At 73.6% G+C, this 24,769-nt stretch carries 26 protein-coding genes and 1 riboswitch; of the genes, 11 read left to right on the forward strand and 15 right to left on the reverse strand.

Annotated elements, in window-relative coordinates:
• Positions 1-60: 60 nt before the first annotated feature.
• Positions 61-357 carry an MTH1187 family thiamine-binding protein gene (locus O7618_RS01455; RefSeq protein ID WP_278104133.1) on the reverse strand — a complete coding sequence of 99 codons (297 nt, stop codon included), beginning with the start codon at positions 355-357 and terminating at the stop codon, positions 61-63.
• A gap of 250 nt (positions 358-607) precedes the next feature.
• Between O7618_RS01455 and O7618_RS01460 the strand changes: the two genes are divergently transcribed.
• The gene (locus tag O7618_RS01460; RefSeq protein ID WP_278104134.1) at positions 608-1,072 is read left to right on the forward strand and encodes a hypothetical protein; all 465 of its coding nucleotides are present in this window, start codon (positions 608-610) and stop codon (positions 1,070-1,072) included.
• 104 nt (positions 1,073-1,176) lie between these two features.
• On the opposite strand, the gene O7618_RS01465 is transcribed toward O7618_RS01460, so the two are convergent.
• From O7618_RS01465 to O7618_RS01475, 3 genes are all read right to left on the reverse strand, one after another.
• The gene (locus O7618_RS01465) at positions 1,177-1,977 is read right to left on the reverse strand and encodes an energy-coupling factor transporter transmembrane component T (RefSeq protein WP_278104135.1); all 801 of its coding nucleotides are present in this window, start codon (positions 1,975-1,977) and stop codon (positions 1,177-1,179) included.
• On the reverse strand, positions 1,974-3,464 hold the full coding sequence (locus tag O7618_RS01470) for an ABC transporter ATP-binding protein (protein ID WP_278104136.1): 1,491 nt from the start codon (positions 3,462-3,464) through the stop codon (positions 1,974-1,976). Before O7618_RS01470 ends, O7618_RS01465 begins: the two co-directional genes overlap by 4 nt.
• Positions 3,465-3,558: 94 nt before the next feature.
• Complete coding sequence (locus O7618_RS01475) at positions 3,559-4,149, reverse strand: ECF transporter S component (protein ID WP_278104137.1); 591 nt, start codon at positions 4,147-4,149, stop codon at positions 3,559-3,561.
• 76 nt (positions 4,150-4,225) lie between these two features.
• A riboswitch (TPP riboswitch) is annotated at positions 4,226-4,332 on the reverse strand.
• 77 nt (positions 4,333-4,409) lie between these two features.
• On the opposite strand from O7618_RS01475, the gene O7618_RS01480 reads away from it, so the two are divergent.
• The 4 genes from O7618_RS01480 (at position 4,410) to O7618_RS01495 (ending at position 8,637) form a co-directional block, all read left to right on the forward strand.
• Positions 4,410-5,246 (forward strand): alpha/beta hydrolase, encoded by an 837-nt coding sequence (locus tag O7618_RS01480; RefSeq protein ID WP_278104138.1) that lies wholly within the window; start codon positions 4,410-4,412, stop codon positions 5,244-5,246.
• Positions 5,243-5,992: an SIS domain-containing protein gene (locus tag O7618_RS01485; protein WP_278104139.1), complete on the forward strand. Its 750-nt coding sequence runs from the start codon at positions 5,243-5,245 to the stop codon at positions 5,990-5,992. Before O7618_RS01480 ends, O7618_RS01485 begins: the two co-directional genes overlap by 4 nt.
• 91 nt (positions 5,993-6,083) lie before the next feature.
• Positions 6,084-6,587 carry a DUF6328 family protein gene (locus O7618_RS01490; protein WP_278104140.1) on the forward strand — a complete coding sequence of 168 codons (504 nt, stop codon included), beginning with the start codon at positions 6,084-6,086 and terminating at the stop codon, positions 6,585-6,587.
• Positions 6,588-6,687: 100 nt separating this feature from the next.
• The gene (locus O7618_RS01495; RefSeq protein ID WP_278104141.1) at positions 6,688-8,637 is read left to right on the forward strand and encodes an acyl-CoA dehydrogenase family protein; all 1,950 of its coding nucleotides are present in this window, start codon (positions 6,688-6,690) and stop codon (positions 8,635-8,637) included.
• Between the two features lie 58 nt (positions 8,638-8,695).
• Here O7618_RS01495 and O7618_RS01500 read toward each other — a convergent pair whose 3' ends face one another.
• From O7618_RS01500 to O7618_RS01535, 8 genes are all read right to left on the reverse strand, one after another.
• Positions 8,696-8,866 carry a hypothetical protein gene (locus tag O7618_RS01500; protein ID WP_278104142.1) on the reverse strand — a complete coding sequence of 57 codons (171 nt, stop codon included), beginning with the start codon at positions 8,864-8,866 and terminating at the stop codon, positions 8,696-8,698.
• Between the two features lie 9 nt (positions 8,867-8,875).
• Positions 8,876-9,481 (reverse strand): hypothetical protein, encoded by a 606-nt coding sequence (locus O7618_RS01505; RefSeq protein ID WP_278104143.1) that lies wholly within the window; start codon positions 9,479-9,481, stop codon positions 8,876-8,878.
• A gap of 45 nt (positions 9,482-9,526) precedes the next feature.
• Positions 9,527-9,922, reverse strand: a complete 396-nt coding sequence (locus O7618_RS01510; RefSeq protein WP_278104144.1) for a transcriptional repressor — start codon at positions 9,920-9,922, stop codon at positions 9,527-9,529.
• Positions 9,919-10,221 (reverse strand): metalloregulator ArsR/SmtB family transcription factor, encoded by a 303-nt coding sequence (locus tag O7618_RS01515; RefSeq protein ID WP_091071285.1) that lies wholly within the window; start codon positions 10,219-10,221, stop codon positions 9,919-9,921. Before O7618_RS01515 ends, O7618_RS01510 begins: the two co-directional genes overlap by 4 nt.
• A gap of 34 nt (positions 10,222-10,255) precedes the next feature.
• Entirely contained in the window at positions 10,256-11,134 is an 879-nt protein-coding gene (locus O7618_RS01520; RefSeq protein WP_278104145.1) for a metal ABC transporter permease, read from the reverse strand.
• Position 11,135: 1 nt separating this feature from the next.
• Complete coding sequence (locus O7618_RS01525) at positions 11,136-11,900, reverse strand: metal ABC transporter ATP-binding protein (RefSeq protein ID WP_278104146.1); 765 nt, start codon at positions 11,898-11,900, stop codon at positions 11,136-11,138.
• Positions 11,897-12,835: a metal ABC transporter substrate-binding protein gene (locus O7618_RS01530; protein ID WP_278104147.1), complete on the reverse strand. Its 939-nt coding sequence runs from the start codon at positions 12,833-12,835 to the stop codon at positions 11,897-11,899. The genes O7618_RS01525 and O7618_RS01530 overlap by 4 nt, the downstream gene beginning before the upstream one ends.
• An 85-nt stretch (positions 12,836-12,920) precedes the next feature.
• Positions 12,921-13,184, reverse strand: a complete 264-nt coding sequence (locus O7618_RS01535; RefSeq protein ID WP_278104148.1) for a DUF6703 family protein — start codon at positions 13,182-13,184, stop codon at positions 12,921-12,923.
• A 27-nt stretch (positions 13,185-13,211) separates the two neighbouring features.
• On the opposite strand from O7618_RS01535, the gene O7618_RS01540 reads away from it, so the two are divergent.
• The 3 genes from O7618_RS01540 (at position 13,212) to O7618_RS01550 (ending at position 15,617) form a co-directional block, all read left to right on the forward strand.
• Positions 13,212-13,553, forward strand: coding sequence for an antibiotic biosynthesis monooxygenase family protein (locus O7618_RS01540; RefSeq protein WP_278104149.1), 342 nt, complete (start codon positions 13,212-13,214; stop codon positions 13,551-13,553).
• A 25-nt stretch (positions 13,554-13,578) separates the two neighbouring features.
• The gene (locus tag O7618_RS01545) at positions 13,579-14,124 is read left to right on the forward strand and encodes a hypothetical protein (protein ID WP_278104150.1); all 546 of its coding nucleotides are present in this window, start codon (positions 13,579-13,581) and stop codon (positions 14,122-14,124) included.
• 113 nt (positions 14,125-14,237) lie between these two features.
• Complete coding sequence (locus tag O7618_RS01550; protein WP_278104151.1) at positions 14,238-15,617, forward strand: glycine--tRNA ligase; 1,380 nt, start codon at positions 14,238-14,240, stop codon at positions 15,615-15,617.
• A gap of 53 nt (positions 15,618-15,670) precedes the next feature.
• Here the strand turns inward: O7618_RS01550 and O7618_RS01555 are convergent, their stop codons facing one another.
• The gene (locus O7618_RS01555) at positions 15,671-16,630 is read right to left on the reverse strand and encodes a type IV toxin-antitoxin system AbiEi family antitoxin domain-containing protein (protein ID WP_278104152.1); all 960 of its coding nucleotides are present in this window, start codon (positions 16,628-16,630) and stop codon (positions 15,671-15,673) included.
• A gap of 178 nt (positions 16,631-16,808) precedes the next feature.
• On the opposite strand from O7618_RS01555, the gene dusB reads away from it, so the two are divergent.
• Positions 16,809-17,957 carry a tRNA dihydrouridine synthase DusB gene (gene dusB, locus O7618_RS01560; protein ID WP_278104153.1) on the forward strand — a complete coding sequence of 383 codons (1,149 nt, stop codon included), beginning with the start codon at positions 16,809-16,811 and terminating at the stop codon, positions 17,955-17,957.
• A gap of 55 nt (positions 17,958-18,012) precedes the next feature.
• Here dusB and O7618_RS01565 read toward each other — a convergent pair whose 3' ends face one another.
• A complete protein-coding gene (locus tag O7618_RS01565) occupies positions 18,013-18,660 on the reverse strand; it encodes a C39 family peptidase (RefSeq protein ID WP_278104154.1) in 648 nt (215 codons plus the stop codon).
• Between the two features lie 422 nt (positions 18,661-19,082).
• On the opposite strand from O7618_RS01565, the gene O7618_RS01570 reads away from it, so the two are divergent.
• Positions 19,083-19,913, forward strand: a complete 831-nt coding sequence (locus O7618_RS01570; protein WP_278104155.1) for a helix-turn-helix domain-containing protein — start codon at positions 19,083-19,085, stop codon at positions 19,911-19,913.
• On the opposite strand, the gene O7618_RS01575 is transcribed toward O7618_RS01570, so the two are convergent.
• Positions 19,889-21,640 carry a beta-N-acetylhexosaminidase gene (locus tag O7618_RS01575; RefSeq protein WP_278109873.1) on the reverse strand — a complete coding sequence of 584 codons (1,752 nt, stop codon included), beginning with the start codon at positions 21,638-21,640 and terminating at the stop codon, positions 19,889-19,891. The genes O7618_RS01570 and O7618_RS01575 overlap by 25 nt on opposite strands.
• 400 nt (positions 21,641-22,040) lie before the next feature.
• Between O7618_RS01575 and ppdK the strand changes: the two genes are divergently transcribed.
• Positions 22,041-24,752 carry a pyruvate, phosphate dikinase gene (gene ppdK, locus O7618_RS01580; protein ID WP_278104156.1) on the forward strand — a complete coding sequence of 904 codons (2,712 nt, stop codon included), beginning with the start codon at positions 22,041-22,043 and terminating at the stop codon, positions 24,750-24,752.
• Positions 24,753-24,769: the final 17 nt, after the last annotated feature.

Below are 24,769 nucleotides of genomic sequence, written 5' to 3' on the forward strand. Positions count from 1 at the left end.
CGGTCACCGGGTGAGCGGATCACACCTCGACGGTGGGTGAGGAGCCGGTGGCGGCGCGTCTCACCCCTCGGCGAGACGCGCCTCGACGTGTGCCACCTTCGCGGTCAGCGCGTCGGTCACCCCGGAACGCAGATCGGCCTTGAGCACCAGGCTGACCCGGGGCGCCTGGGCGGCGACGGTGTCGACGGCCCGTCTCACCACCGCCATCACCTCGTCCCACTCGCCTTCGACGGTGGTGAACATGGCGTCGGTGCGGTTCGGCAGGCCGGACTCGCGGACCACCCGGACGGCGTCGGCGACCAGGTCACCCACGGACTCACCCACGCCGAGCGGGGTGATCGAGAACGCGATCAGCATGCCGACGATGGTGCCAGTAATTCGGCTGCGGTGGCCGGCCGTGGCGGGCTAGCGTGTCGGTATGCGTAAGTGACGCCCTACCTCCGAGCCCGGTCCACCGCCGCAGTCGCCGTGGACCCGTCCCGCTCCGGGCGTCCGCATCCCCTTCCCGCCGCCGCTTGTTCGCGGTGTCCGTCGTGGTCGGATCGCACCCGGGGCATCCGCTCGGCGCGTCCCTGGTCGGCGCGCCCGACAGACAGGAGGCCCGCGGATGCCCGCGAAGCGCAACCCGAAGAAGTCCCGCACGTCGTCGCGGTCCCGGCCGCAGCCCACCCCACCGGACCTCGACGCGCTCAGCGTGGCGCCGTCCATTCCGCCGGCCCTGTCCGGCACGGTGCTGCCGGGCGCGGCGGCGCCCGACGTGGCGCTGCCCGTTGCGGCTTCGGCAGCCGCAGCGCTGTCCGAGCTGGCGCTGTCCGGTGCGGTGGCGCCCGATACCGCGCTGCCCGTTACCGCGCTGCCCGATACCGCGCTGCCCGAGGCGGCGGTGCCTGGGGTCGCGCTGCCCGAAGCGGCGGTGCCTGGTGTTCCACTGTCCGAAGCGGCGCCGGCTGGCTCGGCATCGTCGCGCCCTGCACCGCCCAAAGCCGGTCCGCCCGGCGGCCGCGATGCCCGGCTGACGGGGCGTAGCCAGCGCGCCGGCCAGGCCCGCTTCTACGCCTTCCGGCGCAGCTGACCCGCCCGCCGGTGGGAAGGGCCGGAGATCTTGGAAGCTTCCGGCCCTTCCCGGGGCACTTTCCTTCCAAGATCTCCACCCAACGGCGTTGGTGGGGTGGGCGGTCAGCCGATCAGGGGGCGGAAGGTGCCGAGGACGATGCTTGTGGTCAGGGCGCCGACCGCCAGCAGGGCGGCGGCGACCACGAGCAGGGCGTCGGCCCGGGTGAAGCGCTGTCGGCGGGCGACCGTGCGCGGGGTGCCCGCGTCGAAGCCGCGGGCGTCCATCGCCACCGCCAGCCGGGTGCCCCGCCGGATCGCGCCGACCAGCAGGGTGAACGCGGTGGACGCGAAGAGTCGCAGCTTGGCGATCGGGTTGCGGCCGGCGTCCACGCCCCGGGCCCGGCGGGCCATGCTGATCATGCGCCACTCCTGTTCGAGGAGCGGCACCAGCCGGAACGCGGCCAGCGCGCCGATGGCGAACCGGGCCGGCGCCTTCGCGTTCTGGATCAGTGCGTCGGCCAGCTCGGTCGGGTCGGTGGTGGCGAACACGATGATCCCGGGCAGCGCCACCGCGAGCATCCGCAGCACCAGCCCGAGCGCGGTGACCAGCACGCCCTCGGTCACCACCACCGGGCCGGCCTCGACGAGCACCCGGCCGGACCGGTCGGCGGCGAAGAGCACCAGCGTGACCAGGATGCCGCCGGCGGCGGCCAGCAGCGGCCAGGCCCGGCGGGCCAGCACCCGGTAGCGGACGCCGAACAGCGGCAGCACGGCCAGCTCGACGGCGATGGCGATGGCCGGCGCGACCGGGTCCAGCGTGGCCACCAGCACGATCGTGAACACCATCGCGGCGGCCAGCTTCGCCACCGGGTTGCGCCGGGCCAGCGGGGCGCCGGGCGTCGCCACCGGCTCCAGGTCGATCACGTCACACCGGTCCCTCGGCCCGGAGGCGACGACGGGCGCTCCGCGCCTGGGCGGCCCGGTTCGCTGGACACGGGCGGGCGGTCCAGGGTGAGCCTCCGGTCGGCGAGCGCGGCCACGAAGTCCGCGTCGTGGGTCACGGTGACCACGCCGTGGCCGGCGTCGCGCAGCTCGGCCAGCAGGTCGACCAGCTCCAGCCAGGTGCGCCGGTCCTGGCCGAACGTGGGCTCGTCGCAGATCAGCAGGCGGGGCGCGGTGGCCAGGGCGGTCGCCACGCTCAGCCGCCGCGCTTCGCCACCGGAGAGGGTGTACGGGTTGGCGCCGGCGAGCCGGTCCAGCCGCAGCCGCTCCAGCAGCGCGTCCACGGTGGCGGTGACTTCCGCCTCGGACCGGCCGGTGCGGCGCGGCCCGAGCGCCAGCTCGTCGCGGACCGTGGCGGTGACGAACTGGTGCTCCGGGTCCTGGAAGACCGAGCCGATCCGCCCGGCCAGCGCGGGCGCCCGCCACCGGTGCGGGGGAGTGCGCGCGTCCCGGCCGGCCAGGCCGGCAGAGGCGGTGACCGTGCCGGCGCCGGGGCGCGTCAGGCCGCCGAGGAGCAGTGCCAGGGTGGACTTGCCGGCGCCGTTCGGGCCGAGCACGGCGAGCGCCTCGCCGGCGCGTACCCGAAGTTCGGTGGGGGCCAGCCGGGGTGGCAGGCCGAGCCGGTCGGCGGTGAGCAGCACGTCGCCGGCCGGCGCGGTGGCGTGTCGGGGCGGCACGGTGCGTCCGGGCACCCAGACCCCGGCGGCGGCCAGTGCCTCGCCGTGCGCGGCGAAGACCGCCTCGGGTGGGCCGTCGGCGCGCACCCCGCCGCCGGGTTCCAGCACCACCACCCGGTCGACGAGCGGCAGCGCCTCGGCGACCCGGTGCTCGACCAGGATCAGCGTGGTGTCCGGGTCGAGCGCGTCGGTGACCGCCCGGCGGATCAGCGTGGCGCCGGCCGGGTCGAGGTTGGCGGTGGGTTCGTCGAGCAGCAGCAGCCCCGGCCGCAGCGCGAGCGCCCCGGCGAGGGCCAGCCGCTGCTGCTCGCCGCCGCTGAGCGCGGCGGTCGGGCGGTCCCGGTGGTAGGGGAAGCCGACCCGGCGCAGCGCCTCGTCCACCCGGGGCCAGATCTCCTCGGCCGGCACGCCCCGGTTCTCCAGCCCGAACGCGACGTCGTCGCCGGAGCGGGCCATCACGAGCTGGGTCTCCGGGTCCTGGAAGAGCACGCCGACGCGTTCGCGGGCCTTGCGCGGGTCGAGCCCGTCGATCTCGACGGTGCCCTCCTGCTCGCCGGAGTCGTCGGGCAGCAGCCCGGCCAGCGCCGCCAGCAGCGTGCTCTTGCCCGCCCCCGACGCCCCGAGCAGGAGCACCCGCTCCCCGCTCTCGACGCGCAGGTCCACCCCGCGCACCGCCCAGGCCCGGCGCCCCCCGTGCCGCCACCCGAACCCCCGGAGAACCACGGCGCTCACGGCCCCACCCTCTCTACCTCGTCGATCATGAAGTTGACGGCACCACAACGCGCCGAACTCACCGTCAACTTCATGATCGACAGTGGGATCCCGGTCAGACCAGGGCCCGGTCGCGGCCGGCGGGGAAGCGGTCCAGGACGCCGGTGTTGGCCAGGGCCCGGGTCAGCACCCACGCGCCGAAGCCGGCGACGATCGTGGCGCTGACGATGGTGATCAGCGCGTACGGGATGCGGTAGGAGGTCAGCTCGTAGGCCTCGTTCCAGTAGACGAAGTCGAAGATCGCCGCGCCGAGGCCGGTCAGTGCGCCGGCCAGCACCGCCACCGGCAGCTTGAACGAGCGGTAGCGGAACGCGGCGAACGCCAACTCGGCGCCGATGCCCTGCATCAGGCCCTGGAGGATCACGATGCCCGCCCACTGGCTGCCCAGCAGCGCGGAGACGATCGCGGCCACCGTCTCGCAGTAGAGCGCGGCACCCGGCTTGCGGATGATCAGGCCGGCGAGCACCGCCGGGATCAGCCAGACGCCGTAGAGCACCGCCTGCGCTGGCGGGAAGAACGCGAACGCCGCGTCGGTGGCGCTCCAGAGCAGGCCCCAGGCCCAGAAGACGACGCCGAAGGCGACGGCGATCACCGAGGCGACGACGATGTCGACGGTACGCCAGCGGTTGCTGTCGGTGTGGTTCATGACGGACTCCCAGTTCGTGGTGCGGAACCAGGAGAAGACGCACGCCGCACCCGGAAGACGCCCGGACTGCGGCGCGGCTGGAGGTCGACCGAACTCCCTGCGCTGGCATTACCCAGATCAGGTTCGAGGGTCTGCGGGCACCGGCCCGCACTCTCAGCGCTGTGCGCTCCCCTGTCGGATGTGAAGTTGTCTCGTCGCAGACGCTAGCACCGACGACGGCCCCGGGCCCAGCAGGGCGACTGTCGGCTACGGTGGCGATCATGCGGATCGAGGCGCGGGGTCTGACGTTCGACGTACGCACCGGCGGCCCGGAGGACGGCGCACCCGTCCTGCTGCTGCACGGTTTCCCGCAGCACGCCGGCGAGTGGGACGCGGTGACACCCGCGCTGCACGCCGCCGGGCTGCGCACGTACGCGCTCGACCAGCGCGGCTACTCGCCCGGCGCCCGGCCGTACGCGGTCGAGGCGTACCGGATCCCGGAGCTGGTGGCCGACGCGGCGGCCGTGCTGGACGCGCTCGGGGTGACCACCGCCCACCTGGTCGGCCACGACTGGGGCGCGATCGTGGCCTGGGGCCTGGCGGCGGCGCACCCGCAGCGGGTGCGGTCGCTGACCGCGGTGTCGGTGCCGCACCCGGCCGCGATGGGGCACGCGCTCGCCACCGACCCGCGGCAGAAGGCGAAGTCCGCCTACATGGCGCTGTTCCGGATGCCGGGCAAGGCCGAGACGGTGCTGCTGGCGCTGCGCGGGGCGGCGCTGCGCCGGCTGCTGCGCGGCGTCGGCGACGCGGCCACCGTCGACCGCTACGCCGAGCCGATGCGGGAGCCGGGCGCGCTCACCGCCGCGCTCAACTGGTACCGGGCGATGAGCGGGTCGGACATGAAGGCGGTCGGGCCGGTGGCGGCGCCGACCACGTACGTCTGGAGCGACCGGGACGTGGCGATCGGCCGGACCGCCGCCGAGGCGTGCGCGGCGCACGTCACCGCCGACTACCGCTTCGTGGTGCTGCCCGGCGTCAGCCACTGGATCCCCGACGAGGCGCCCGGCCCGCTGGCCGAGGCGATCCTCGCCCGGACGTCGGGGACGGCGGAGGCATGACGGTGAGCGCCGAGGCGTACCTGGAGACGGTGACGTCGACGATGCGGCGGGTGGCCGCCGAGCAGCGGGAGAACGTGGCCGCGGCGGCCGACCTGATCGCCGCGGCGGTCCGCGCCGACGGGGTGGTGCACGCGTTCGGCACCGGGCACTCCGAGGCGCTCGCCATGGAGATCGCCGGCCGGGCCGGCGGGCTGGTGCCCACCAACCGGATCGCGCTGCGCGACCTGGTCCTGGTCGGCGGCGAGCCGGCCGACGTGCTCGGCCCGAAGCTGGAACGCGAGCCGGCCGTGGCGCACCGCCTCTACGAGCTGGCCCCGATCCGCCCGCCGGACGTGTTCGTGCTCGCCTCCAACTCGGGGGTGAACGGCGCGATGGTGGAGTTCGCCTCCGTCGTCAAGGAGCGCGGACACGGTCTGGTGGCGATCACCTCGGCGCGGCACTCGGCGCGGATGACCTCGCGGCACCCGTCCGGCCGTAAGCTCGCCGACTTCGCCGACGTGGTGCTGGACAACGGCGCCCCGTACGGCGACGCCACGCTGCCGCTACCGGGCGGCGGCGCGGTCGGCGCGGTCTCCTCGATCACCGCCGCGTTGCTGGCCCAGCAGATCACCGTCGAGGCGGTGGCCCGGCTGCTCGCGGCGGGGGAGCGGCCACCGGTCTACCTGTCCGCCAACATCACCGGCGGCGACGAGCACAACGCCGAGTTGGAGGCACGGTACGCGGGCCGGATCCGGCGCGGCTCCTGAGCGGGTTTCGTGATCAACTGAACCGGGCACAGGCGCTGCTGCCGGCGGGCGTTCACCCGCCGGTCGTGCCGTCTTCACCGGAGGTTCACGAGTGTCCAAGGAATCCGAGAAGCAGCGTTGGCAGCGCAACTTCGCCGACCTGCTCCAGGAGTTGCGCGTCGCGCAGACCGGTGTGCAGATCCTCTTCGCCTTCCTGCTGACGATGCCGTTCAGCAACGCCTTCGGCCGGACCACCGAGTTCCAGCGGGACGTCTACGTGGTGGCGCTGCTGGCCGCCGCCGCTGCCGCCGCGATGATCATCTCGCCGGTCGCGTTCCACCGGGCGCTGTTCCGCCAGGGCCGCAAGCCGGAGCTGGTCCGCTTCGCCCACCGGATGGCCACCGGCGGCCTGTTCTTCATGCTGATCGCGATGGTGAGCGCGGTCCTGCTGGTCACCGACTTCGTGCTGCCCCGGCCGATCGCGTTCCTGCTCAGCGCGGTCACCGGCGTCTGGTTCCTGATCTTCTGGGCGGTGCTGCCGTTCGCCCGGCGCAACTGGGGCGATGACGACATCGACGACGAGGACGACGACCCGCAGACGCTCACCGGCGACTGACGGTCCGCCAAATCGGACGTGCACGCGACGCTACCCCTGGGTAACACCCGGGGGTAGCGTCGTCTTCGTCGCAGCCGGACCGACCATCCAGGAGGCTCCCGTGACCACGACACAGAACAATGCCGACGGGGTGGGGCCGCTGCCCACCGAGGCGGGCCAGGTCTCGGAGAAGGAGGCCCGCCAGGTCGCCGAGGCGGCCCGCGAGTCCGCCTGGGACCGGCCCAGCTTCGGCAAGGAACTCTTCCTCGGCCGGTTCCGGCTCGACCTGATCGACCCGTGGCCCCGCTCCGACCCGGCCGACGTGGCCCGCGCCGACGAGTTCCTCGGCGCGTTCGGGGCGTACCTGGGCAGCGAGGTGGACGGCGCGGCGATCGAGCGCGACGCGCACATCCCGGACGAGGTGTTCCACGGGCTGGCCCGGCTCGGCGCCTTCGGCATGAAGATCGACCGGAGGTACGGCGGCCTGGGGCTGAGCAACCTGCACTACTGCCGGGCGCTGATGCTGGCCGGTTCGGTGAACCCGGCGATCAGCGCGCTGCTCTCCGCGCACCAGTCGATCGGCGTGCCGCAGCCGCTGAAGATGTTCGGCACGCCCGAGCAGAAGGACCGCTTCCTGCCCCGGCTCGCCGCCGGTGAGGTGTCCGCGTTCCTGCTCACCGAGCCCGACGTCGGCTCCGACCCGGCCCGGCTCGCCACCACCGCCGAGCCGACGGCCGACGGCGCCGGCTACCGGCTCAACGGGGTGAAGCTCTGGGCCACCAACGGCACGGTCGCGACCCTGCTGGTGGTGATGGCCCGGGTGCCGGCCGGCGAGGGCCGGCGGGGCGGGATCACCGCCTTCGTGGTGGAGGGCGACAGCGACGGCATCACGGTGGAGCGGCGCAACGCCTTCGTCGGGCTGCGCGGCCTGGAGAACAGCCTCACCCGGTTCCACGACGTGTTCGTGCCGGCCGAGAACGTGATCGGTGGCGAGGGCAAGGGCCTGAAGATCGCGCTGACCACGCTGAACACCGGCCGGCTGTCGCTGCCGGCGATGTGCGTGGGCGCCGGCAAGTGGGCGCTCAACGTGGCCCGGGAGTGGGCCGGGGACCGGGTGCAGTGGGGTCGGCCGGTCGGCGAGCACGAGGCGGTGGCGAAGAAGCTGTCGTTCATCGCCGCCACCACCTACGGCATGGAGTCCATGCTGGACCTGTCCTGCCTGCTCGCCGACGACGACCGCAACGACATCCGGATCGAGGCGGCGCTGGTCAAGCTCTACGCCAGCGAGATGGCCTGGCGGATCGCCGACGAGCTGATCCAGATCCGGGGCGGACGCGGCTACGAGACGGCCGAGTCGCTGGAAGCCCGGGGCGAGCGCCCGGCCGCGGTCGAACAGCTCCTGCGCGACCTGCGGATCAACCGGATCTTCGAGGGCTCCACCGAGATCATGCACCTGCTGATCGCCCGGGAGGCGGTCGACGCGCACCTGTCGGTGGCCGGCGACATCATCGACCCGGACGCCGGGCTGGGCCGAAAGGCGAAAGCGGGTGCCCGGGCCGGCGCGTTCTACGCGAAGTGGCTGCCCACGCTCGCCGTCGGCAAGGGGCAGGCACCCGGGGCCTACCAGGAGTTCGGGCCGCTGGCCGGGCACCTGCGGCACGTCGAGCGCACGTCGCGCAAGCTGGCCCGCTCCACCTTCTACGCGATGTCCCGCTGGCAGGGGAAGATGGAGCGCAAGCAGGCGTTCCTCGGCCGGGTGGTGGACATCGGCGCGGAGCTGTTCGCGATGTCCGCGGTCTGCGTCCGGGCCCACGCCGAGCTGGCCGAGCACCCGGAGAACGTCGAGCTGGCCGACCTGTTCTGCCGGCAGGCGCGGCTGCGCGTCGACGAGCTGTTCACCGGACTCTGGTCGAACACCGACTCGGTCGACGTGGCCGCCGCGAAGCGGATCGTCGCCGGCCGCTACGCCTCGGTGGAGAGCGGCGTGGTCACGCCCCCCGCCGACCTGCCCTGGGTGGCCCGCTGGCAGCCCGGCCCGTCCACCACCGACGACGTCCGCCGCCGGATCTGAAAGGAGGGGCCCCTTCTTAACGCCTCCGGTAGAGCAGGGGCCCCTTCTTGACAGCCGCTCAGCGGCGCGCGACCGCCCAGGCGATCACCGCGGCGAGGATCAGGCCGTTGAGGGCGGCCAGCACCAGGTACGCCGACGGCGGGATCTTGCGGCCCTTGCGCACGAAACTCACCAGCACGCCCGCGTAGACCAGCAGCAACACGGCGACGACGATCAGGAAGTACAGCACCGGCACACCCTACCGGCCGCCGCGCAGCCCCAGTCCGCGCAGCTCCAGCTCGGCGAGCGCGTCGACGGTGGCGTCGTCGCCGCGCCGCCACGCCTCGGCCACGTCCGGCGCGATCCGGGTGAGCTTCGACAGCGGCTGACCGGCGAGCGCGCGCAGCGCCAGCAGGTCCCGGCCGGCCGGCACGGCGGCCATCGCCCTCGCCGCGCCGGCCCGGCGCATCCAGCGCACCCGCAGCGGCAGCCAGCCGAAGAGCACCAGGCCGAGCGGGAACACCAGCACCGCTACGGTCAGCGCGAGGGCCAACTGGCCGACCAGCTCCTGCTGGTCCCGGCCGGCGTCGGCCATCGCGCGGGCGGCTTCGGCGGCCCGGGTGAAGGGGGCGGTCAGCTCGTCGCCGACGAGCGGTACCCGACCCACCTTGCCGCCGGCGTCGGCCAGGTTGTCGGCCAGCCCGCCGCCCGCGCCCTCCAGCTTCCGCCCGGGTACGGCGAGCTTCTCCACCAGGTCGTGCAGCCAGAGCGCGAAGCGGATCGCCGCGTACACCCAGACGACCACGAGCAGATCGGTCAGGAACTGGCGGAGGGCGGTCGGAAAACGGTCGGCGTAGATCTTCACGCCGGACAGCCTGCCACGGCTCAGCCGCGCCGGCACCGGTCGGTTTTACCGGCCGGCGCAGGCCGGGCAGGTGCCGAAGATCTCGACGGTGTGGCTGACCTCGGTGAAGCCGTGCTCGGCGGAGATGCGGTCCGCCCACTTCTCCACCGCCGGCCCGGCCACCTCGACGGTACGGCCGCAGGCCCGGCAGACCAGGTGGTGGTGGTGACCGCCGCTGCACCGCCGGTAGAGGTGCTCGCCGCCCGGCGGGCGCATCACGTCGATCTCGTCGGCGTCGGCCAGCACCTGCAACGTCCGGTAGACCGTGGTCAGGCCGATCCGGTCGCCCCGCAGGCGCAGCATGGCGTGCAGCTCCTGGGCGCTGTGGAAGCCCTCGACCTCGTCGAGCAGCGCGCTCACCGCGCTGCGCTGCCGGGTGGTGCGTGGGGTGCCGGTGGTCATGACGGTCCCTCCCCGGCGTGGCTGACCGCGTCCGCCACGATGTGCGCGACGTGCTCGTCGACCAGCGCGTACGCGATCTCGCGGCCGCGCCGCGAGCCCCGCACCACACCGGCCCCGCGCAGCACCCGCAGGTGCTGGGAGACCAGCGGCTGGGGGGCGCCGAGCGTTTCGACCAGCTCGTGCACGCAGCGCTCGCCCTCGGCCAGCTCGCTCACGATGGCGAGCCGGATCGGGGCGGAGAGGGCGCGCAGCAGCTCGCCCGCGCCCTCGAAGGCGTCGTACCCGTTGGTGCCGGTCACCCCGCAACGATAACCACTGCCGGTTGCGCCGGCCTCATCCGAGCAGCACCTCGTGCTCGGCCGGCTCGACCGCGGGCGTGGCCGGCGTGGACCGCCCCCGCCGCCGCAGCAGCGCCCGCATACCGGCCGCCAGCAACGCCACCGCCAGGAACGAGCCGATCGCCACCAGCACCACCGACGCGCCGGGCGCGGTGTCGGCGGTGGCCGCCACCCAGACCCCGGCCCCGGCGGCGAACAGGCCCAGCGCCATGGCCGCGGTCATGGTGGACCGGAAGCCGCGCGTCACCTGCTGGGCGGTGGCCACCGGCACCACCATCAGCGCGCTGATCAGCAGCACCCCGACCGCTCGCATGGCGATGGTCACCGTGATCGCGGTACCCACCGCGATCAGCAGGTTCAGCGCCCGCACCGGCAGGCCGGAGACCCGCGCGTACTCCTCGTCGTGGCAGACCGCGAACAGCGCCGGACGCAGCACCAGCATGGTCACCAGCAGCACCGCGCCGAGCACGCCGATGGTGACCAGGTCGGCCGGCGACGTCGTGGTCAGCGACCCGAAGAGGTACGCGTTGAGCGACCCGCTGCTGGCGTCGGAGAGCCCGACCAGCATCACGCCGCCGGCGATCCCGCCGTAGAAGAGCAGCGCCAGCGCGAGGTCCCCGGAGGTGCGCCCGTACGCGCGGACCAGTTCGATGACCACCGCGCCGAGCGTGGCGGCGAGCACCGCCACCAGCACCGGGGAACGGTTGAGCAGCAGCCCGGCGCCGACGCCGGTGAGCGCCACGTGGCCGATGCCGTCGCCGATCAGCGCCAGCCGGCGCTGTACCAGATAGATGCCGAGCGCCGGCGCGGCCAGCCCGATGACCAGCGCGCCGACGAGGGCGCGGAGCATGAAGTCGTACTGGAAGAGGTCCATCTCAGATGCCCGTCCAGAGCCCGGCGGGCTCCTCGTCGCAGTGCGGGTGCACGTGTTCGTGGTCCGGGTCGGCGTGGTGGCCGGCCGGCTCGGGCACCGCGCCGTCGTGGGCGATCCCACCCTGGTGCACCACCACGGCGCGGCTGATCAGCGGGCGCAGGGGCCCCAGCTCGTGGGCGACCAGCAGCACCGTGCCGCCGCCGTCGCGGAACGCGCGCAGCGCCCCGGCGAACGCCTCCTGGCTGGCCGCGTCCACCCCGGCGGTCGGCTCGTCGAGCACCAGCAGCTCCGGCCCGCCGGCCAGCGCCCGGGCGATCAGCGTGCGCTGCTGCTGCCCCCCGGAGAGGGTGGCCACCGGATCACCGGCCCGGTCGGCGAGCCCGACCGCGCGCAGCGCCTCCGCCACCGCCGCCCGGTCCGCCCGCCCGGCCGGCCGCAGTACGCCCCGACGGGCCAGCCGCCCGGACGCCACCACCTCGGCCACCGTGGCGGGCACCCCGCCGCCGGCGCCGAGCCGCTGCGGGACGTACCCGATGCGGTGCCACTGCCGGAAGCGGCGCTGCGGCGTGCCGAACAGGGCGACCGACCCGGCGCCGAGCGGCACCAGCCCGAGCGCGGCGCGGACCAGCGTCGACTTGCCGGAACCGTTGGCGCCGAGCACGGCGACCACCTCGCCGGCGGTCAGGGTCAGCGAGACGTCGCGCAGCACCGGTCGGCCGTCGTAGCCGACGGTGGCGTGCGCGATCTCGATCACGGGTGAGGTCATGAGCAGTCCAGGGCGGTTCGCAGGGTCTGGAGGTTGGCGCGCATCGCGGAGAGGTAGTCGCCCTCGGCGGGCGGGCCCTCGATCGGGTCCAGGACCGCCGTCCGCGCCCCGACCTCGCGGGCGATCGTCTCGGCGACCTTCGGGCTGACCAGCGTCTCGAAGAAGATCGTGGTGGCCCGGTGCTCCCGGGCCTCCTTCGCCACCTCGGCGAGCCGCTGCGGGGAGGGCTCGGACTCCGGGGTGAGCCCGGTGAGGCCGATCTGCTCCAGCTCGTAGCGCTCGGCCAGGTAGCCGAAGGCGGTGTGGCTGGTCACGATCTCCCGGCGCTGGCAGGTGCGCAGGCCCTCGGCGTACTCGGTGTCGAGCTTCGTCAGGTCGCCGCGCAGCGCGCCGGCGCGGGCCGTGTAGTCGGCGGCGTGGTCCGGGTCGGCCTTGCCGAGGCGCTCGGCGAGCTTGTCGCCGACGGCGGCCAGCCGGGTCGGGTCGAGCCAGAGGTGCGGGTCCTTGCCGCCGCTCTCCTCCTCGTGCCCGGCCTCGCCCTCGTGCTCGTGGCCGCCGGCGGCGGCGTCGCGCAGCGGCGCCACGCCGGCCACGTCGAACGCCCGGTCGCCGCCGTTCTGCTCGACCGCCTCGTCCACGGCCGGCTGGAAGCCGGTCAGGTAGACGATCAGCTCGGCGTCGACCACCTGGCCGACCTGGCGGGGGTTGAGCTCCAGGTCGTGCGGCTCCGCGCCCGGCTTGGTCAGGTTGTCGACCACCACCCGGTCGCCGCCGATCCGCTCGGCGAGGAACTGGAGCGGGTAGAACGCGGCCACCACGTCGACCTTGTCCGGGTCGCTTCCCCCGCCGCCGTCCGAGCAGGCGGCGGCGCCGCCCAGGGCGAGCAGGGCGGCGGTGGCGGCGGCCAGGACGCGGGGGATGGCACGAACGGTCATGGGATCAACTGTCCGCGACAACGAAAATTATTGTCAAAAACGCATGCTTGCATGTCAGCGCGGGTCGGGCTCGGCCGGGCGCGGCTCAGCCGACCATCAGCTTCGCCAGCGCTGCCGCGATCAACAGGGTGAGCATCAGCAGCCGGAGCACCCGGGTCGCCGGCGCCTGCACCGGCCAGGTGACCGACATCAACCAGACCAGCCCGGCGGCCAGCACCAGCAGCAGGACGCCGCCGGCCGGACCGGGCGCGAACAGGCCGACCAGCACCAGCACCAGCGCGGCGAGGAACACCGTCGTCGGGTTGAGCCGGGCCAACCGGGACAGCACGGGACTCTGCGTACGCTGCATGCCACAAACTCTACGAGGAGGAACGCCGTGCTGGTCACCAACCGGTTCGTGGTGGACGCCGAAACGGCTGACGAGTTCACCCGGGAGGCGCACGCCGCGCTGGCCGCGCTCGCCGCCCGCCCCGGCTACCTGCGCGGCGAGCTGCTGCGGGCGCTCGACGACCCGGCCCACTGGTGCCTGCTCACCGAGTGGGAGTCGGTCGGCGCCTACCGGCGGGCGCTGGGCGGCTTCGACGTCAAGGTCACCGCGGTGCCGCTGCTCGCCCGATCGGTGGACGAGCCGTCGGCGTACGAGACGCTCGCGTCCGCCGCCCCGCAGGGCGAGATCGTCGTCGCCGCCAGCGATCGGGCCGCAGGTCCGTACCGCTGAGTCCCGGGGCACTACCCTGGCGCGTATGACCGCTCCCGGACCGGCCGCACCGCCCCCGCCACCCGTGCCGCCCGGCGCGCCGCCGGCGGACCCGGGCGTCCCCGCGCCGCCGGCCGGTCCCGGCGTCGCGCCGCCGTTCGCCGCCCCACCCACCGAGGGCGGGCGGGCCCGGCTCTGGCTCGCCCTCGGCGTCGGCGCGCTGGCCGTGCTGCTCTGCTGCGGCGGCGGCGGCGCGGCGATCGTCGGCCTGGCCGTGAGCAACGTGCAGGCGGTCGGCGAGCAGGGCCGGGCGGTCACCGACGACTACTACCAGGCGCTCGTCGCCCGGGAGTGGTCCAAGGCGTACGACCGGCTCTGCGACGACGCCCGCCGGCGCGAGTCCCGGTCGGAGTTCGCGCAGCGGGCCGCCACCGAGCCGCAGATCTCCGGCTACCGGGTGGGCCAGGTCGACACCGCCTCGCTGACCGTGCCGGTCGACGTCACGCTGGCCGGCGGCCGGCGGGAGGCGCAGACCGTGACGCTGGCCCCCGACCGGCAGACCGGCGGCATGGAGGTCTGCGGGGTGCGCTGACCGGCCCCCGGTATTCTGCTGGGCTCGGGGCCGACGCGGTCGTACCGTTGTCCCGAACAGCCCGGATCCATCCATCTCAACCGCGCCGACCGCCAGCCGGCGTAGGAGGAAACATGCCAGCCGACCGTATCGACGCCGTCGTCAGCCTCGCCAAGCGCCGGGGCTTCGTCTTCCCCTCCAGCGAGATCTACGGGGGCACCCGGTCGGCGTGGGACTACGGCCCGCTCGGCGTCGAGCTGAAGGAGAACGTCCGCCGGCAGTGGTGGCGCACCATGGTCCAGCAGCGCGACGACGTCGTCGGCCTCGACTCGGCGGTCATCCTGGCCCGCAAGGTCTGGGAGGCCAGCGGCCACATCGCCGAGTTCGTCGACCCGCTGACCGAGTGCCAGTCCTGCCACAAGCGGTTCCGCGCCGACCACCTGGAAGAGGCGTACGAGGCCAAGCACGGCAAGCCGCTGACCTCGCTGACGGAGCTGAACTGCCCCAACTGCGGCAACAAGGGCACCTTCACCGAGCCGAAGATGTTCAACGGCCTGATGAAGACCTACCTGGGCCCGGTGGAGAGCGACGAGGGCCTGCACTACCTGCGCCCGGAAACCGCCCAGGGCATCTTCGTCAACTACAAGAACGTGGAGACGGTCGCCCGCAAGAAGCCGCCGTTCGGCATCGCGCAGACCGGCAAGTCGTTCCGCAACGAGATCACCCCGGGCAACTTCATCTTCCGCACCCGCGAGTTCGAGCAGATGGAGATGGAGTTCTTCGTCGAGCCGGGCACCGACGAGCAGTGGCACGAATACTGGCTTCAGGAGCGCTGGAACTGGTATCTCGACCTGGGCCTGTCCGAGGAGAACCTGCGCTTCTACGAGCACCCCAAGGAGAAGCTCTCCCACTACTCGAAGCGCACCGTCGACATCGAGTACAAGTTCCAGTTCGGCGGCACCGAGTTCGCCGAGCTGGAGGGCATCGCCAACCGCACCGACTTCGACCTGTCCACGCACAGCAAGCACTCCGGCGTCGACCTGTCGTACTTCGACCAGGCCAAGGGCGAGCGCTGGATGCCGTACGTGATCGAGCCGGCCGCCGGCCTCACCCGCGCGGTGCTGGCGTTCCTGCTGGAGGCGTACGACGAGGACGAGGCGCCGAACACCAAGGGCGGCGTGGACAAGCGCACCGTGATGCGCTTCGACCCGCGGCTGGCCCCGGTCAAGGTGGCGGTGCTGCCGCTGTCCCGCAACGAGGCGCTCTCGCCCAAGGCCAAGCAGCTCGCCGCCGACCTGCGCAAGCGTTGGGTGGTCGAGTTCGACGACTCGCAGGCCATCGGCCGCCGCTACCGCCGGCAGGACGAGATCGGCACCCCGTTCTGCGTCACCGTCGACTTCGACACGCTCGACGACAACGCCGTGACGGTGCGGAACCGGGACACCATGGCCCAGGAGCGCGTCTCCCTGGACCAGGTGGAGCGCTACCTCATCGAGCGCCTCCCCGGCTGCTGAAGGTGTAAGGAAGGGCCCCTTCTTAACGTCTCCGGTCGAGAAGGGGCCCCTTCTCACACCTGCTCCGGCGGTGGCTCGACGCGTACGTCGAGGGCGACGCCGCGCCGCGACTCGTACGCCTCCTCGACCGTTCGCCGCACCAGCGCCGGGCTCCGCCGGATCTGCGCCGGCGTGAAGTGCAGGATCAGCACTCCCGACCGGCTCAGCTCGTTGTGCCGGTCGAGCGTGCGCGCCCAGTCGCCGGGCGTGAAGTGGAACTCCTGCGAGTCCACCTCCAGCGCCACCGCCGCGTCCGCCAGGTAGCCGTCCGGCGTGGGCAGCCGCCGCCCGTCCGCGGCGCACAGCCGCGGGTTCCAGAGCAGCTCCGGCAGCAGCCGGCTGCCGGCCAGGCACTCCCGCAGCTCGGCCTCGGGCGCGGACCGGGCACCGGCGACGACCTCGGAGAACGCCTTCCGGACCAGGGCCGTCCGGCTCCGCCGGGCCCGCCGGATCTCCTCGTCGAGGGCGGCGAGATCGGTGAAGCCGCGCTGCACGGCCTCGGCCACGACCGCCCGTACCGGCCGCAGTTGTCGCAGGTCGCGGGCCGCGTCGACGACCGCCCGGGCGGGCGAGCAGACCGGGTAGAGGGCGGTGCGCCGGGCCTTGTCGTCGACCGCCAGCGCGCGGGCGATCACCGCGTGACCGGAGGACTTCCGCCGCGTCCAGTGCGGCACGACCAGGTGCACGTCGTCCGTCCGCGGGCTGTAGCGGAAGCCGTACCAGCACAGCGCGGCCAGGCCGGTGAGCTGGGCTTCCGGGCCCGCGTAAAGGGCGGCGGAGATCCGCCGCTGCTCGTCCGTCAGGACGCCGGTGACCAGCGAGTACGTGGCCGGCAGCACACGTTGCCACAGCCCGCGGCGGGTCTGCCGGTAGAGGAACATGTCGTCGAAGCCGGCGGCGAGCAACTGGGCCCGGGTGAGGATCTGCTGCTGCCGGTGCGCCGTCTCCGCCAGCTCGGTGGTGAAGTCAACCATCCCCGCAGGCTGGCCCACCGCGCCGACGCCGTGCCGCCCCTCGGCCCGCACCCTGTGGACAGCACCCCGCTTGTGGAGGACCCCGCCGCCCCACCTGATCTGTGATATGCGCCGTGTTAACAGGGGGCCCCGCCTATGCAGAAGGCGTTAACAGGGGGCACCTCCTTACACTTGGGCGGTGGATGCGCTGAAGATCGGGCCGTACGAGGTGTGGCCGCCGGTGGTGCTCGCGCCGATGGCCGGGATCACCAACGTCGGCTTCCGGCGGCTCTGCCGGGAGCAGGGCGGCGGCATCTACGTCTGCGAGATGATCACCACCCGGGCGCTCGTCGAGCGGAACCCGAAGACGCTGCGCATGATCGCGTTCGGCGCCGAGGAGCACCCCCGCAGCCTCCAGCTCTACGGCACCGACCCGGAGATCACCGCCGCCGCCGTGCGGATCGTGGTCGAGCGGGACCTCGCCGACCACATCGACCTCAACTTCGGCTGCCCGGTCCCCAAGGTCACCCGCCGGGGCGGCGGCTCCGCGCTGCCCTGGCGGCGTCGGCTCTTCGCCCGCCTGGTCAAGGCCGCGGTGGACGCCGCGTCGCCCGCCGGGGTGCCGGTCACGGTCAAGATGCGCAAGGGCATCGACGGCGACCACCTGACGTACGTCGAGGCCGGGCTCGCCGCCCAGGACGCCGGCGTCGCGGCGGTCGCCCTGCACGGGCGGACGGCGGCGCAGCGCTATTCGGGCACCGCCGACTGGGACGCCATCGCCACGCTGAAGCAGGCGCTCGACGTGCCGGTGCTCGGCAACGGCGACATCTGGGAGGGCGAGGACGCGCTGCGGATGGTCGCCCACACCGGGGTGGACGGCGTGGTGGTGGGACGCGGCTGCCTGGGCCGGCCGTGGCTCTTCGCCGACCTGGAGGCCGCGTTCGACGGCCGTACCGACCGGCGGCTGCCCACCCTGGGCGAGGTGGCGGTGACCATGCGGCGGCACGCCGAGCTGCTGGTGGAGCAGTTCGTGGCCGGGGCGCGCAACCCGGCCCGGGGCGAGCGGGACGGCTGCACCGACTTCCGCAAGCACGTCGCGTGGTATCTGAAGGGTTTCCCGATCGGCAGCGAACTGCGTCGCTCACTCGCCATGATCGACAGCCTGGTCCAGCTCGACGACCTGCTCGGCAAGCTCGACCCGGAGGTGCCGTTCCCGGTCGAGACGTTGGGCCAGCCGCGTGGCCGCACCAACTCCCCGGGCAAGGTCGCCCTGCCCGACGGCTGGCTGGACAGCCGCGACGACGACACCCCACCGGAGGGCGCCGAGCTGGACGACTCGGGCGGCTGACCCGGGTACGCCGAAGGGTCCGACCCCCGCGGGGGTCGGACCCTTCGGCGTTCGGTCAGGAGCTGTAGCCGCGGCTGGCGATCCAATGCGCCAGGGCGTCCACGTCCATCCGGTAGGAGGCCATGTCCGGGTTCGCCGAGTCGGCGATCGTCACGACCTTCCCGCCGTCGCGGTAGCCCACCACGCTGATGTAGTGGCCACCCTCGAAGGAGTGGGTGTTGCCGTCGGTGTCGGTGGCGGTGCCGGCGATGTTGGCCACCACGGCGCGCCCGTCGTCGACCGCGCGCACCACGTCGGCGCGCAGCTTGTCGGCCTTGTCGCGGGCCTTGTCCACCGGGATCTCGGTGGACCGGTAGACGTCCTTGCCGGTCTCCTTGTTCAGCACCGGGGTGATGTCGTTGATCGAGTTGGTGCCGGACTCGGTGGTGCCCATCTCCTTGGCCATGGCGTCCACGTCGATGTTCTTGCCCTGCACGCTGAGCGCGTTGCGGGCCGCGGCCGGGCCGCAGAAGTAGAAGTTCGGCTGCGCCTCGTAGCGCACGTCCAGCTCCCGCTCGCCGTGCCCCTTGCGGTCGACGACGACCTGGGCGGCGCGCTCGGCCGGGGTGGCGTGGGCGGCGACGGCGGGGCCGGCGATGCCACCGGCGGTGGTGGCGATACCGGCAGCGGTCAGCACGGTCTTACGGATCAGATCGGTACGCATGATGCGACTCCTCTGCGGTTCGGGGGTGTGCGGCACGGGGGTGCCGCGGGGGGAGGTCTGCGCCGCGCGGCGGTCAGCGGTGGCGACCTGCTCGGTGCGGCTCGGGGGTGTAACCACCGGGCGGGGCCCGGCATTCCGGGGCCGGCGCTCCGCGGCGGGCTCCCGGGGGTGAGCCATGTTCAACGCCCGGGCCCGCGGAGACATTCCGGCCGGCGGCTCCGGCCCGCCCGACCGACCAGATGGCGCCGTGGACACCCATCCCTCGCGTCCGATGGCGCGACCCATCCCCAATGTCCGGTTTCGGGGGGTAGTCGACACGGTGGCGCGGTGCCGGGCAGGGTGGTTGCCGACGACCCACCACACGACCATCACGGGAGACGGGAAATGTCCACTTACCGTGCCCCCGCGTCGCCGGAGCTGCCGTGACCGCCGCGACGCACCCGGCCGGCGCCGCTTCCGCCGGCGAGTCCCTGCGCCGGTGGCGGGAGCTGCGCCGGCTCAGCCAGCTGGAGCTTTCCCTCCGGGCGGAGGTCTCGACCCGGCACCTGAGCTTCGTGGAGACCGGGCGCTCCCGGCCGAGCCGGGAGATGGTGCTGCGGCTCGCCGATCCGCTCGACCTGCCGTTGCGCGAACGCAACCGGCTGTTGCTGGCCGCCGGCTACGCCCCGGCGTACCCGGAGACGGCGCTGGCCGCGCCGCGCCTGGGCGCGGTCCGCGCGGCGGTCCGCCGGGTGCTGGTAGGGCACGAGCCCTACCCGGCAGCCGTGATCGACCGAGGGTGGCACCTGGTGGACGCCAACGACAGCCTGACGGTGCTCACCGAGCGGGTGACGCCCGACCTGCTGGCCGGCCGGGTGAACGTGCTTCGGGTGAGCCTGCACCCGGACGGCTTGGCCCCGCACATCGCCAACCTCGCCGAGTGGCGAGGGCACCTGTTGCACCGGTTGGCCCGGCAGGTGGAGCTGACCGGTGACGGGGAGTTGGCGGCGCTGGAGGAGGAGCTGCGCGGCTATCCCGGCGACGGGCGGGACCGGCCCGCGGAGAGGCCCGGCCCGGACGAGATCGTGGTGCCGCTCCGGCTCCGGCACGACGGCGGGGAGCTGTGCTTCCTCAGCACCGTCGCGACCTTCGGTACGCCGCTGGACGTCACGGTGGCCGAGTTGTCCATCGAGTCGTTCTACCCGGCCGACGAGCGAACCGCCGCAGTGCTCCGGGAACGCGCTCCGGGTCACCCCAGCGGCGTGCGGTCGTGATCGGGCCGGTCGGCGGGATGGTGCTGCGGTGGCACCGGCGCCGGCCAGGGGATCTCGGGGGAGCGGTGGAAGGCGATCCCGGCGGCGGTCCAGCGCGGCCCGTGGCCGGCGAGCCGCTCCCGGAAGCCGGTCCAGTCGTGCGTGGCGCGGGGCGACCAAGCCAGCTCGGCGATCGCGGGCAGGCGCGGGAACATCATGAACTCGATCTCGGGGCGGGTGGTCACCGTCTCGGTCCACAGCGGCGCCTCCACGCCCAGCACGGCTGCTTCGGGTACGCCGGCGACGTGCGCGCCCGGGTCCCAGTCGTACGCCCGGCGCACGTCGATCAGGCCGGCCCAGTCGTGCCCGATAGGGGTGTCCGGGGCGTACTTCATGTCCAGGTAGGCGCGGTTGCCGGGGGAGAGGATCAGCCGTGCGCCCCGGCGCACCGCGTCGGCGGTCTGGGGGTCGTCTCCGTCGGTGCCCCACCACTGCAGGACGCGCCCGTGGACGTGCCCGGCCGGGGCGAGCTGGTGCCAGCCCACGACTGTCTTACCGGTGGCCGTGACCAGCGCCTGGGCCCGTTCCACGAAGGCGCGGTAGCTCGCGGCCGGCACCTTGAACGCCTCGTCGCCGCCGAGGTGCAGCCACGGGCCGGGGGTCAGCGCGGCCACCTCGCCGAACACGTCGGCGACGAAGGCGTACGTCCGCTCGTCGGCCGGGTCGACGTAGCTGAACCCGACCTCGGTGCCGGTGTAGGGCGGCGGCGCGGTCTTGCCGGGCGCCAGCTCGGGGTAGGCGACGAGCGCCGCGTTGGTGTGCCCGGGCAGGTCGATCTCCGGCACCACGGTGACGTGGCGGCGGGCGGCGTACGCGACGATCCGCCGGTAGTCGTCCCGGGTGTACCAGCCGCCCGGCGCGCCGCCGACCGCGGTGACGCCGCCGACCTCGGCGAGCCGGGGCCAGGAGTCGACGGCGATCCGCCAGCCCTGGTCGTCGGTGAGGTGCAGGTGCAGGTGGTTGAGCTTGTAGCGGGCCAGGTGGTCGACCACCCGCAGCACGTCGTCCACGCCGAAGAAGTGCCGGGCGACGTCGAGCATGGCACCCCGGTAGGCGAAGCGCGGCCGGTCGACGACGGTGCCGCCGGGCACCGTCCAGCGCGCAGCGACCGGGGTGCCGCCCTCGATCGCCGCCGGCAGGAGCTGCCGCAGCGTCTGCGCGCCGTGGAACAGCCCGGCCGGCGTGGCGGCGGTGATCCGGACGCCGCCGCCGGTGACGTCGAGGCGGTAGCCCTCCTCGCCGAGCGCCGCGTCGGGCCGGGCCGGGCCGGCGGAGGCCGGGTGGTCGGCCGGCGGGCGCGGGGTCGACGCGCCCGGGGCGGGTGAGCCCTCCGGCAGCGTGGGCGCGGTGGCGTAGGTCGCCGCGACGGTGAGCGTCAGCGGGCCGCCCGGCCCCGGGTCGGCCGTGGCGGTCACCGGGAGCGGGAAGCCGGTGGCCGGGCGCAGCCAGCCGGCGAGCTGCTCGGCCACGTCGAGGCCGGCGGCGCTGACCCGGAGGGAAGCGTCCGGCGGCAGCGTGAAGTCGCCCGTCGGGTCGGGCCGGACCTGCTCCGGCGCGGGCACCACGTCGTGCAGGCGGGTCGGCGTGGGCGGGGCGAGCTGCCCGGCGGCCCGGTCGGCGGCGACGCGGGCCAACTCGCCGGCGGCGGCCGGAGTGGCGGGCAGCGCGGCGCCGGCGACGGGCGACAGGTCGGGCGCGTCGCCGGCGGGCGACGGGACGGTGGGGTGGGTCTCGGTCGGCTGCGGCCCGGTCTCGGGGGCTGCGGGGTTGGTCGGCACGGCGACGCTCCGAGGGGTGTATTCGTGCGGGATATGGCAAAGGTCAGGTTCGGCGATATCCGGTGCCGTCAAGGGTACGAGGGGAATCGGAATTGCGTGATCGTGCGCGTGGAAGCGTTCCCAAAAACCCGTACGGACGCGGGCAGTGGTGACTGTTGTGCCGATTGTCACCGAACGGTCCCAGGTCTCGCGAAGTTCGCTTAACCTTCGCCCACCGATCGCTGACGAGCCGGGATTACCGGTGGTCGCTCCCGGGGTATGTCCGAACTGAACCTTCGTTAAGTGTCAATGGCGCGCGTGGGAGGCTCTGGTGGCAGCGCAAGAAGAAACGGTCGAGCACAAGTACGTCTACGACTTCGCCGAGGGCAACAAGGACCTCAAGGACCTGCTCGGTGGCAAGGGCGCCAACCTGGCCGAGATGACCAACCTCGGCCTGCCCGTCCCGCCCGGTTTCACCATCACCACCGAGGCCTGCCAGGCGTACCTGACGACCGGGCGCGAGCCGGACGGCTTGGCCGCGCAGATCGAGGCGCACCTGGAGTCCCTGGAACGCGAGATGGGCCGCCGGCTCGGCGACCCGGGCGACCCGCTGCTGGTCTCGGTGCGCTCCGGCGCCAAGTTCTCCATGCCCGGCATGATGGAGACCGTCCTCAACGTCGGCCTCAACGACCGCAGCGTGATCGGCCTGAGCACCCAGGCGGGAGGGAACGACAGGTTCGCCTGGGACTCCTACCGCCGATTGATCCAGATGTTCGGCAAGACCGTCTGCGAGGTGCCCGGCGAGGAGTTCGAGCACGCGCTCGACGAGGCCAAGCACACCAAGGGCACCCGCGACGACCTCGACCTGGACGCCGACGACCTGCGCGCGCTCGTCGACGCGTACAAGAAGATCTTCGCCAAGCACACCGGGCGCGAGTTCCCGCAGGAGCCGCGGGAGCAGCTCGACCTGGCCATCCGCGCGGTCTTCGAGTCGTGGAACGCGGAGCGGGCCGTGCTCTACCGCCGGCAGGAACGCATCCCGGCCGACCTGGGCACCGCGGTCAACGTGGTCAGCATGGTGTTCGGCAACCTCGGGCCCGACTCCGGCACCGGCGTCGCGTTCACCCGCGACCCGGGCAGCGGCGCGCAGGGCATCTACGGCGACTACCTGGCCAACGCCCAGGGCGAGGACGTGGTGGCCGGCATCCGCAACACCGTGCCGTTGCAGGAGCTGGAGCAGCTCGACAAGACCTCCTACGACGAGTTGCTCGGCATCATGGCCCGGCTGGAGGAGCACTACCGGGACCTCTGCGACATCGAGTTCACCATCGAGCGCGGCAAGCTCTGGATGCTCCAGACCCGGGTCGGCAAGCGCACCGCCGCCGCCGCGTTCGTCATCGCCGGCCAGCTCGTCGACGAGGGCCTGATCGACCTGGACGAGGCGCTGCACCGGGTCAACGGCGCGCAGCTCGCCCAGTTGATGTTCCCGCGCTTCCAGCTCGACCACGACTTCGAGCCGGTGGCCAAGGGCATCGGCGCGTCGCCCGGCGCCGCGTCCGGAAAGGTGGTCTTCACCTCGGCCCGCGCCGTCGAGCTGGCCGCCGGGGGCGAGTCGGTGATCCTGGTCCGCCGGGAGACCAACCCGGACGACCTCAACGGCATGATCGCCGCCAGGGGCATCCTCACCTCGCGCGGCGGCAAGACCAGCCACGCCGCCGTGGTGGCCCGGGGCATGGGCAAGACCTGCGTCTCCGGCGCCGACGAGCTGGAGGTGAACGTCCCGGCGAAGAAGTTCACCGTCGGCGGGCACACCGTCGGCGAGGGCGACGTGGTCTCGATCGACGGCACCACCGGCAAGGTCTACCTCGGCGAGGTGCCGGTCACGCCGTCCGAGGTGGTGCAGTACTTCGAGGGTGAACTCGACCCGGAGGGCACCGAGGACGCGCTGGTCCGGGCCGTACACCGGATCATGACGCACGCCGACGCCGTGCGGCGGCTGCGGGTCCGGACGAACGCCGACACCGGCGCGGACGCGGCGCGGGCCCGGCGCTTCGGCGCCGAGGGCATCGGCCTCTGCCGCACCGAGCACATGTTCCTCGGCGAGCGCCGGGAGCTGGTCGAGCGGCTCATCCTCGCCGGAGGCGGGCAGGAGCGGGACGACGCGCTCGCCGCGCTGCTGCCGTTGCAGCGGGCCGACTTCGTGGAGATCTTCCGCCAGATGGACGGGCTGCCGGTCACCGTGCGGCTGATCGACCCGCCGCTGCACGAGTTCCTGCCCCCGCTGGAGCAGCTCGCGGTGAACGTCGCGGTCGCCCAGGAACGCGGCGAGGACGTGGCCAAGGAGGAGGCGCTGCTCTCCGCCGTGCGGCGGATGCACGAGGAGAACCCGATGCTGGGGCTGCGCGGGGTCCGGCTCGGCCTGGTCATCCCCGGCCTGTTCGCCATGCAGGTCCGGGCCATCGCCGAGGCCGCCGTGGCGGTCGCCCGCGACGGCGGGACGGCCTGCCCGGAGATCATGGTGCCGCTGGTCGGGGCCGTGCAGGAGCTGGAGACGGTACGCGCCGAGGCCGAGAAGATCATCGCCGAGGTGGTCGGGGACAGCGGCGTCGACGTGCTGATCGGCACGATGATCGAGGTGCCCCGGGCGGCGCTCACCGCCGGGCAGATCGCCGAGGCGGCCGAGTTCTTCTCCTTCGGCACCAACGACCTGACCCAGATGGGGTGGGGCTTCTCCCGGGACGACGTGGAGGGCGCGTTCTTCTGGCGCTACCTGGAACTGGGCATCTTCGGCATCTCGCCGTTCGAGTCGATCGACGCCGACGGCGTCGGCCGGCTGGTCCGGATCGCCGCCGAGGAGGGCCGGGCGGCCCGGCCCGGGCTGAAGCTCGGCGTCTGCGGCGAGCACGGCGGCGACCCGGAGTCGGTGCACTTCTTCCACTCCGTCGGGCTGGACTACGTCTCCTGCTCGCCGTTCCGGGTGCCGGTGGCCCGGCTGGAGGCCGGCCGCGCGGCGATCAGCACGACCGGCTCCGACTCCCGCTGAGCGTTCCGGGGCGGGCC

This window comes from Micromonospora sp. WMMD980 (assembly GCF_029626035.1).
Classification (GTDB): Bacteria; Actinomycetota; Actinomycetes; order Mycobacteriales; family Micromonosporaceae; genus Micromonospora.